This window comes from Chloroflexus sp. (genome assembly GCF_034432675.1).
In the GTDB taxonomy this organism is placed as follows: domain Bacteria; phylum Chloroflexota; class Chloroflexia; order Chloroflexales; family Chloroflexaceae; genus Chloroflexus.
Genome location: NZ_DAOUBI010000155.1, coordinates 1 through 9,349, shown reverse-complemented (window position 1 = coordinate 9,349; position 9,349 = coordinate 1). Strand labels below are relative to the sequence as shown.

Sequence of the window (9,349 nt, the reverse complement as noted above, 5' to 3'; positions counted from 1 at the left end):
AACCAATCCAGCGCATGATGGCACCGGAGATGGTTATTCGAGCGCGACAGTACAACTTTTTATGAAATAAGTTCTAGCTTTTCTACTCAGCTCGCTACCAGCTCCCCTGGAATATATTTCTTCCGTGCCTGGTGTATCCAGGTTTCCAATCTGGTTTTCACGTACCCATTAGCCGTATATAGCCTTCAATCATGCCCGCCAATGTATTGTACAATCATGCGTTGCCAGTAGGGCCAGTCGTGGTACCAGCCATCCCAAATGCGTAACGCATTGCCGATGCCTTTCGCCCACAATTGACTCGACAACAACTCGTTCGACCACGCTGACGGATCGTCTCGTCCGGTGACCAGGATGATGTCGGTTTCACGCAGGCGATCTATTGTCCATTGATCGTTTAAATTGGGCACAAAGTCCACCGGATTGTGAAAATAGACACCCTGCGTATAGGTGCTGAAAAATCGCTTTAGATCGTAGAGTCCCGATAAACCAATCACCCGCCGCACCAGACCCGGATGACGCAGAGTGAAAACAACAGCCTCACTGGCCCCGAATGAGCAGCCGGTGGCGATCAGGAATGGGTTGGGGTTGAGATGGCGCACAAGCGGTAACACTTCAGTTATCAGGTAGTGCTCGTACTGTTCTTCGCGCCAGATGCGGGCATCGGTGTCGGCAGTGTAGTTGTACCAGCTTTCGCTATAAACACTATCGACACAAATAAGCTGTATCCAACCCTGTTCAAGGTGATGACTGAGTGCTGCCACCATCCCCCGGTCTTCGTACTCGTAAAAACGGCCATGCGATGTGGGAAAGACCAGGACCGGCGCACCGGCATGACCAAAAACAAGGAGTTCCATCGTTCGGTTAAGGGCAGGGCTGTGCCACGAGTGATATTGGCGTTGCATGTGTATAAGGTTGTTGTCTAAACAGCGATTACGGTAACTAAAATGATAGCCTGCTGTGAACTGGCTGTCAATGAAAGAGTGTCACGGGTATGATAACAGGCACCACAACGAAATTGCAGACACTATCGTGGTTCCACGTGGCAATGCTGGTTTGGATGCGCTGGCTGATCAGTCTGGTCTTTCGGCTGGTCTACCCGTTGCTGACGTTTCTTGCTGCCAGTTTTGCCGTGGATTTGAGTACAGCCAGTCTGTTGATAACCGTCCAGGTCGCCGCGTCACTGCTGAGTCCGTTAGGTGGGGTGTTGAGTGATCGGTTTGGTGATCGGATTGTGATCCTCTGGGGCGGGATCATCTTTGTGTTGGGGGTTGCAGTTTGTGGGGTGAGTAGTAGTTTTGGGCTATTCCTGTCCGGGTATGCGCTTGTCGGTCTGGCGGTGGCGATTGCGATGCCGGCGTTGCAGAGCTATGTAAGCGCTCGCAGTCACTATTCTCAACGAGCGCGTTTGCTGGGGGTGCTGGAACTGAGCTGGGCGCTCTCGGCATTGCTCGGTATACCACTGGTAACCTGGGTAGCAGAACAGTTTGGCCTGGCGATGGTTTTTGCCGGTCTAACGGTTGTTGGTATTGCCACGGTTGCCTTGATGACAATGCTACCAAACGATGAACGCATTCATTACGCGCAGTCCGGTGGCAATACATCTACTGAGGTCAATCCAATCCAGATCGTGCTCAAACCGGTTATCCTGGCTGCGCTGAGTTTTATCTTTGTACAGATGGCAGCCGTTGAGTTGATTTTTGTTAGCTACGCGGGCTGGTTAGAGTACACCTTTGGGGCTACTACGACAGAATTGGGTCTCGTCTTCGGGTTGTTGGGGATCGTTGAACTGATCGGTTCACTGGCAGCAACCCTCTTCACCGACCGCATCGGTAAGCGCCGGGCAGTGCTCAGTGGATTTGCGCTGGTCGGCATCTGGTTGCTTTTGTTGCCACAGAGTACGTCCTGGCTCACGTTTCTGATCTTGCTGCTAGCGTTTGATTTGTGTTTTGAGTTTGCCATCGTCTCGACCTTCCCCTTGATCAGTGGTCTCAGCGCGCAGGGCCGTGGCACAGTACTCGCGGCAATGACGGCCAGTATAGGCGGCGGACGAATTCTAGGTTCGCTTGTAGCGCCATGGTTGAGTGTGATTGCCGGTTATGCGGTGAATAGCACGTTGGCCGGAATCCTGGTGCTATGTGGGGTAGGCTTTGGTATCATGGCAATGAGAGAAGGCCGTGCCTGAGACCGGTAATGTAACTAAACGTACCGGCCTTGCATCTTATTGGTAGTGATGCGAATTATTGTGAAAGGAACAACACATGGCTCTTATGCAGGAAAAAGATCGCAAGGCGGTGCAGGAAGCATTTACAGGTCTGAATCGACCAGTAGACATCGTGCTCTTCATCTCTGCCGAAAGTGGTGAGTACAGTGAGGTCGCCCAGGAACTATTGCAAGAAGTCGTGGCTCTCCATCCAATGCTGAGTCTGCACGTCTATGATCTGGATCAGGATAGTGCCTATGCTGCGGAATTGGGTGTTGACAAAGCGCCGGGAATTGTCTTCCTGGTTGGTGAAGAGCGGCAGAATCACGGCCTGCGCTTTGCCGGGTTGCCCAGTGGTTATGAATTTGCTTCCTTAATTGAAGCTATCCGTCTGGCCGGTGGTGCGGTACAGCCCGACTTGCAACCGGCAACTATGACATTGTTGGAGACAATTCAATCCCCAATGCACTTGCAAGTCTTTGTGACGCCAACCTGCCCGTACTGCCCGCGCGCAGTGGTGATGGCGTACCGCCTGGCTCTGGCCAGTCCGTACATCTCTGCCGAAGGCATCGAAGTGACCGAATTCCCCGAATTGGGTGACCGCTATGCGGTGATGGGTGTACCCAAAACGGTCATAGATGATCTCGTGCATATCGAGGGTGCAGTGCCCGAAGGGATGATGGTCAATAAACTGCGGGAAGCGATTGCTGCGGCGGCGTAATGCCTGGTCTGCGGGGGTTACACCTCTGTAGGTCTGGAAAGATGGTGCCGTCCTGCCTTTCGTTAACGCAGGATTCTCCTACCGGGATAGCTGAAGGTGATGCTTCCAGCTATCCCGATAGCGTTGTGCAGACAACCGCTTGAGTCATAGCCGGCTTGTGAGAACAGGGCTATCGGCGATAGCTGTTGAAGCTCGCGGATTGCTTCTGGTGGAGTGCAGGCTGATGTCTACGCAATGCCCTCTGCAACAGACTGCTGCGGAACAGGTTTAGATGGTAAAAGCGCAGAGAGCTGTACTCCAGCGCAGACATGCTATACTGAAAAAAGTAGCTGTGCTGGAGGAATTGCTGTGTCGGGACTATCCATTGATCTGTCGCTGTACGATGATGAAGAGGCACTGCTGGCCGGTTTGCGGCGCGGTGATCCTGATGCCTGTACATGTTTTGTAAAACGTTTTGCCCCACTTGTGTACGCCCGTGCACTCAACCTGGTAGGTGATGCTGACGAAGCTGAGAATGTGTTGCAGACGACCTTTATCAAGGCGTGTGCAGCGTTACCCGAATATACCGGTGCCGGCAGTTTGCGAAGCTGGCTCTACCGGATTGCATCGAATGAGGGATTGATGCTGCTGCGACAGAAGCGGGCGCAGCTTGATCTTGACGAAATAGGTGATCTCAGCAGCGAAACCTCACTCTCGCAATTGGCACCACGCTGGGCTGTTGATCCGGCCAGGACTGTGCTTGATGAGGAATTACGGCGCGAAATTATGCAGGCAATCACCACATTACCCGATGCATTGCGGGTCGTGATAGTCTTGCGCGATATTGAGCATTTGAGTACTGAAGAGACGGCCAGACAACTGGGCATCAGTCCGGCAGCGGTGAAGGTGCGTCTGCATCGTGCCCGCTTGCGCCTGCGCGAGCTGCTGGCTCGCTATGTCGAAGTGGTGGAGGAGCAGCGTGATGTTGACCAGTGACCATCATTCCTGTCATGAACTCATCGATCTTCTGAACGATTATCTCGATGGTGAATTGAGTGCGACTGAATGTAGTGAATTGGAAGCGCAACTTCGTCGTTGTCCAGATTGCCGGCAATTACTGGCGTCGTTGCGGCAGACGATTAGCCTGCTCCATCACCTTGAAGATGAACCACTGCCATTGTCACCTGCTTTGGAAGAGCGTTTGATCGTCCAGATGCAACAACGTCTGCGGGCAAAAATCAATGACCGTAATGCGCAATGAGTAATTGTCGGAAGGCATACGCCACCGGTGATAGGGGGCGGGTTGCCCGCCATAGCAGGCGTAGTGTGCGACGCAGCGGTCGGCCCGCGATAGGGATGGGATGCAGAGCACCAACTTCTTGTTCGGCAGTTACAGCATAGAGCGGCAGGATTGTTAGGCCGGTTCCGATCATCACCATGCGCTTAATCGACTCCAGATTGTCGAGTTCGGCGATGATGCGTGGTGTTAATGCTTGCTCGCGTAGCGCACAGTCGAGCCAGACGCGCGTTTGACTGTTCGATTGGCGCATCACCATCGGCTGACCGGCCAGCTCTTGCAAATGAACCTCATTGCGCCCCCACCACGGATGGCGGCGACCAACGACAACGTATTGATCGAATTCGCGCAGCGCCTGTTGCTGCAAATCACGTTCCGCGCTATCGAGTTCGCCCTCAATTGCACCCAGATCGAGGCTGCCGTTCCGTAATTCATTCACGATAGATGGCGTCGTGCCGGTTTGGGCGCTCACGGCGAGGTTGGGATAGCGCTGGCGAAACATCTGCACCCATTCAGGCAAGAGATAGGCACTTACGCCGGGTGTCACTCCAATCGTCAACTGTCCATCAAGCAGACCAGCAACATCAGTCACTGCCAGTTCGGCCTCGGCGACCAGGCGAAAAATGCCCTCGCAATAGGCCAGCAGGCGTTGACCTGCGGGCGTCAACTCAACACCGCGCCGTCCACGTACAAAGAGTTCGGTACCCAACGAGTCTTCCAGGGCACGAATATGCTGGCTTACCCCTGATTGAGTCATATGTAACTGTTCAGCCGCTTTGCTGAGGCTTCCGGCGGCTACGACGCGGGTAAAAATATCGAGTTTGTAGAGATCGAGCATCTTTGCTCCTGATTATGCTGTTTAGCGAACCTATCGATGCCAAATGATCAGATCTGTCCATTCAGCGAGATGCATCTATTCCTGGATGTAATGATTCTTGTGTGCCTGAGCTATAAGTTCCTGCTTAGAGATAGTATAAGCATGTTTCGGCTTCTGCCAAGGGGGTATTTCTGCTATCCTCAGAGCTATCAAATCCCAACACTCTCAAAGCGATTGGCGCCAAAGCTGTCATACGGGATCGGGTACGGCTGATCATACGCGAAAAAGAAGGGAAGTAGAGCAATGTTGCTGAAGTATTTCTACGACGAGATGCTGGCGCAGGCTTCATACCTCATCGGCTGCGCTAAGACCGGTGAGGCAATGGTTATCGATCCGATGCGCGATGTAGAACCGTATTTGCGCGTAGCCGCCAAAGAAGGATTACGGATTACCCACGTAACAGAAACCCATATTCACGCCGATTTTGTCAGCGGTGTCCGTGAGCTGGCTGCCCGTACCGGTGCGCAGATGTACCTGAGCGATATGGGCGATGCCAACTGGAAGTATGCCTATCCGGAGATTGAGAAGGCCATTCTGGTGAAGGATGGCGATACGTGGATGGTTGGCAACATCAAGGTACAGGTGATTGCTACCCCCGGCCATACCCCAGAGCACATTGCTTTCATGATTACCGATACTGCCGGTGCCGATCAGCCGATGGGTGTGTTCACCGGTGATTTTCTGTTCGTCGGTGATGTTGGGCGCCCGGATTTATTAGAAGAGGCAGCCGGTATTGCCGGTACTAAGGAACTAGGAGCACGCAGGCAGTTCCAGTCGGTGCGACGGTTCGCCGAACTTCCCGACTATTTGCAGGTGTGGCCAGCTCATGGTGCAGGCAGCGCCTGTGGAAAGGCGTTGGGCGCCATTCCATCGAGCACACTCGGTTACGAGAAGCGTTTCAACCCGGCGTTCCAGTTTGACGATGAGGATGCGTTTGTGCACTGGTTGCTGAAGGGTCAACCGGAACCACCGCGTTACTTTGCCCGCATGAAGTATGTCAACAAAGTCGGGCCGGCGCTCCTGCACGATCTGGCAATCCCGGTAGAGGTCGAGCGGCCACTTCTCGATCAGGCAGTGGCAGAGGGGGCAATGGTCTTTGATCTGCGCAGTGCTGCCGAGTTTGTCGCCGGTCATGTTCCAGGCAGCATCAGTGTTCCCATCCGCAAGATGTACAGCACGTATGTAGGCTGGTTCGTCGATTTCAACAAGCCCACCTACCTGGTTGTGCCGGATGATGCCGATATGAATCAGATTTTGAAGGATTTGCGGGCAATTGGGGTGGATGATATTCCCGGTTACCTGCCGGCGTCGGCGCTTGGTAATAATCTCGAGCAGTTGCCGACTGCTACGGTGAAAGACCTGAGTGCTGCACTGAATAATCATTCGGCTGTCATTCTTGACATGCGTAATCTGACCGAATACGAAGAGATTCATCTGCCCGGTGCGCTGCACATTCCGCTCGGCTATCTGCCGCGTCGCCTGGACGACATTCCACGGGATACCCCCATCATTGCGCACTGCGCAACCGGCTATCGCTCACAGGTTGGCACGAGCTTACTGCGCCGGTTTGGTTTTACCAACGTAGCGACGCTAGTCGATCCGCAGGGCACCTGGCGAGAACTGGCTTCAGCAGTTGCGGTTTGACAGCGTGCTGTTTCTGCCAGTAGGAGTGGCCATTACTACCGGCAGAAACAACAGCGAGGCGAATAGTGGTTAGCCCGCTGCGTAGCGGGCGCAAGACGCAGGGAGTACTATGACGTACACGCATACCAACAGTGGACCAGCCGGTGAGGTTCACACGCTGGAAGCCGGTCACATTGCCGAACTCCTCAACCAGTTGATGGAGCGGATGGATCGGCTTGAACAGCATCTGGCGAAGGTCAACACGCTCGCAGATGAAGCGCCGGCGCTGCTGGCGATGGCGACTGACACGGTCGATGGGTTGTACCGTGACGCTGCCAATGCTGGGGTTGACATTGATGAACGGTTGAAGGTAGGTCTCGTCGCGCTTGAGCGGTTAACCGATCCGGCGACTTTACGAGCACTGGCTGGCTTGAGTGAACAACTGGTAACGCTCGATGAACTGGCCCGGCAGGCACCGGGTTTTGCGGCGATGACCGTCGATATGATCGATGAACTCTATGCAGCCATTCGTAAGCAGGGCATCGATCTGGAAGATACGGCACGTCAGGGTTTAGTCGCGCTCCGCAACCTGGTCGCCTTGATGCAATCCGACGAGATGAAAGCCCTGATGAGTTCGGGTGTGCTTGATCCCAAGACCCTGCAGGTTATGGGGGCTGCGGCCCACGCGCTGGTGAGTGCTCAACGCGAACCACGGCGGGCCGGGCCGATGGCGTTACTCGGCGCACTGTTCAACCGTGATGTCCAGCGCTCACTCGGCTTTGCCCTGAATTTCGCCGAACGATTTGGTCAGAAATTGTCGGGCTAGTTAGAAACTCGTTACTGGCATGTCGCAGCGGAAGCTGCTATTCACAAGAGAAAGAGGTACTGCTATGACCAAGAGCCACTATCAGGTTGTTATTGCCGGTGGTGGTACCGGCGGTCTCACCGTTGCAGCCCAATTGATGGATCAACCGAATCCGCCAGAGGTGGCGCTGATCGAACCGACAACCGTACATTACTATCAGCCACTGTGGACGTTGGTTGGTGGTGGTGTGTTTCCACGCGAGCAATCGGCACGCCCGGAAGCCGATTATATTCCACCCGGTGTGACATGGATTAAGGAGGCAGTCAAGGCATTTGACCCTGATGCAAATAGTTTGACCCTAAGCAACGGTGAGACTATCACCTACGACTATCTGGTTGTGGCATTGGGAATTCAAATTGATTGGGGCAAGATCAAGGGTCTGCCGGAGACGCTAGGGAAGAATGGCGTCTGCTCGAACTACTCGTATGACACCGTTGAGTATACGTGGCAGAACATTCGCACGTTCCGCGGTGGCAATGCGGTCTTCACTCAGCCGGGTACGCCGATCAAGTGTGGTGGTGCGCCACAGAAGATCGTCTATCTGGCTGATGACTACTTCCGCCGATCAGGTGTTCGCCAACAGAGCAAGCTTAACTTTTACCATGCCGGTACAGCAATCTTTGCCGTTAAGAAGTATGCCGATGCGCTCAATCGGGTAGTTGCCCGTAAGGGCATTGATGTCCACTACCAGCACGAGCTGATTGAAGTGCGCGGCGAAGCGCGTGAAGCGGTGTTCATGAATCTGGCAACGAAGGAGACGGTGACCGTTCACTTCGATATGTTGCACGTAACACCACCGATGAGTGCGCCGGATGTGATCAAGAGCAGTAAGCTGGCCCATACGACCGGTTGGGTAGAGGTTGATAAGCATACGTTGCAGCACGTGCGCTATCCCAACGTCTTTAGCCTGGGCGACTGCTCGAATCTGCCGACATCGAAGACAGGAGCAGCGATCCGCAAACAAGCACCGGTACTAGTTGCGAATCTAATGGCAGCAATGGCCAATGAGACGCTTCCTGCCACTTACGACGGCTATACTTCGTGTCCGTTGGTGACCGGTTATGGTAGCCTGATCCTGGCCGAGTTCGATTATACCAACCAGCCCAAAGAGAGCTTCCCCTTCGATCAGTCTCAGGAGCGCTACAGTATGTATGCGCTGAAGGCATACGGCTTGCCGGCGATGTACTGGAACGGTATGCTACGTGGTCGGATGTAAGAAGGGGTGAGGGTTTCTAAAGTTGACATAATTATCACCAGTAAGAACCCTTTGTCTTATTGCCGTCATGAATTGCGATAACGGGACGGGTTTCAAAACCCGTCCCGTTGTCATGTGTTAGACAACATCTTGACCAATGCTGTACAGCTTTCTGTTTGCCAGAGCTGTCGGGTTTGCTACCGGCAGCTCGTTGGCAGGTTGTCGCAGGCGTTCTGTACCTTCGCGGTCAGATCAGTGCCAGGGAGAGAGATTGTGCGCGACTTGCCCGTGCGCTGAGCGCAGGGCTAATGTGTGATTTGCCCCACCCCGCCCCCACCGGGCTATGCAGTACCCACATGTCGCGCTGCGTTAGGCCGGGCTGCAAGTGCTCCCTGTGGCGCAGGCTTCCAGCCTGCCCCACGGTCTGATACACCGTCTACCGCCGCTAGCACTGTGACCATCCGCTGCCCATGCGTGACGTGAGACCCACGCGACAGCGATGCAACGCGATAGTGCACAGGATCGCGCACAATGAGATAGGTTCGACTGATGAGCGAAGCGGTTGACAACCTGGGTATGGGTAGGGCATAGC

General features: G+C 54.2%; 9 protein-coding genes. 7 read left to right on the top strand and 2 right to left on the bottom strand.

Annotated features, from left to right (window positions below; translation table 11 throughout):
- Nucleotides 1-185: 185 nt before the first annotated feature.
- Nucleotides 186-902 (bottom strand): esterase family protein, encoded by a 717-nt coding sequence (locus VAE55_RS11705; protein ID WP_012259732.1) that lies wholly within the window; start codon nucleotides 900-902, stop codon nucleotides 186-188.
- Between the two features lie 89 nt (nucleotides 903-991).
- On the opposite strand from VAE55_RS11705, the gene VAE55_RS11700 reads away from it, so the two are divergent.
- From VAE55_RS11700 to VAE55_RS11685, 4 genes are all read left to right on the top strand, one after another.
- A complete protein-coding gene (locus VAE55_RS11700; protein WP_322815962.1) occupies nucleotides 992-2,182 on the top strand; it encodes an MFS transporter in 1,191 nt (396 codons plus the stop codon).
- 76 nt (nucleotides 2,183-2,258) lie between these two features.
- A complete protein-coding gene (pdo, locus tag VAE55_RS11695; protein ID WP_322815961.1) occupies nucleotides 2,259-2,921 on the top strand; it encodes a protein disulfide oxidoreductase in 663 nt (220 codons plus the stop codon).
- Nucleotides 2,922-3,269: 348 nt separating this feature from the next.
- On the top strand, nucleotides 3,270-3,896 hold the full coding sequence (locus VAE55_RS11690; RefSeq protein ID WP_322815960.1) for an RNA polymerase sigma factor: 627 nt from the start codon (nucleotides 3,270-3,272) through the stop codon (nucleotides 3,894-3,896).
- Entirely contained in the window at nucleotides 3,883-4,161 is a 279-nt protein-coding gene (locus tag VAE55_RS11685) for an anti-sigma factor family protein (protein WP_322815959.1), read from the top strand. Before VAE55_RS11690 ends, VAE55_RS11685 begins: the two co-directional genes overlap by 14 nt.
- Here the strand turns inward: VAE55_RS11685 and VAE55_RS11680 are convergent.
- Nucleotides 4,139-5,035, bottom strand: coding sequence for a LysR family transcriptional regulator (locus tag VAE55_RS11680; protein WP_322815958.1), 897 nt, complete (start codon nucleotides 5,033-5,035; stop codon nucleotides 4,139-4,141). The two genes, VAE55_RS11685 and VAE55_RS11680, sit on opposite strands and share 23 nt — an antisense overlap.
- A 282-nt stretch (nucleotides 5,036-5,317) precedes the next feature.
- On the opposite strand from VAE55_RS11680, the gene VAE55_RS11675 reads away from it, so the two are divergent.
- The 3 genes from VAE55_RS11675 to VAE55_RS11665 all read left to right on the top strand — a co-directional run bounded on the left by VAE55_RS11675 (nucleotide 5,318) and on the right by VAE55_RS11665 (nucleotide 8,778).
- A complete protein-coding gene (locus VAE55_RS11675) occupies nucleotides 5,318-6,718 on the top strand; it encodes an MBL fold metallo-hydrolase (RefSeq protein ID WP_322815957.1) in 1,401 nt (466 codons plus the stop codon).
- Between the two features lie 109 nt (nucleotides 6,719-6,827).
- A complete protein-coding gene (locus VAE55_RS11670; RefSeq protein WP_322815956.1) occupies nucleotides 6,828-7,523 on the top strand; it encodes a DUF1641 domain-containing protein in 696 nt (231 codons plus the stop codon).
- Nucleotides 7,524-7,587: 64 nt separating this feature from the next.
- Nucleotides 7,588-8,778, top strand: a complete 1,191-nt coding sequence (locus VAE55_RS11665) for an FAD/NAD(P)-binding oxidoreductase (protein WP_322815955.1) — start codon at nucleotides 7,588-7,590, stop codon at nucleotides 8,776-8,778.
- Nucleotides 8,779-9,349: the final 571 nt, after the last annotated feature.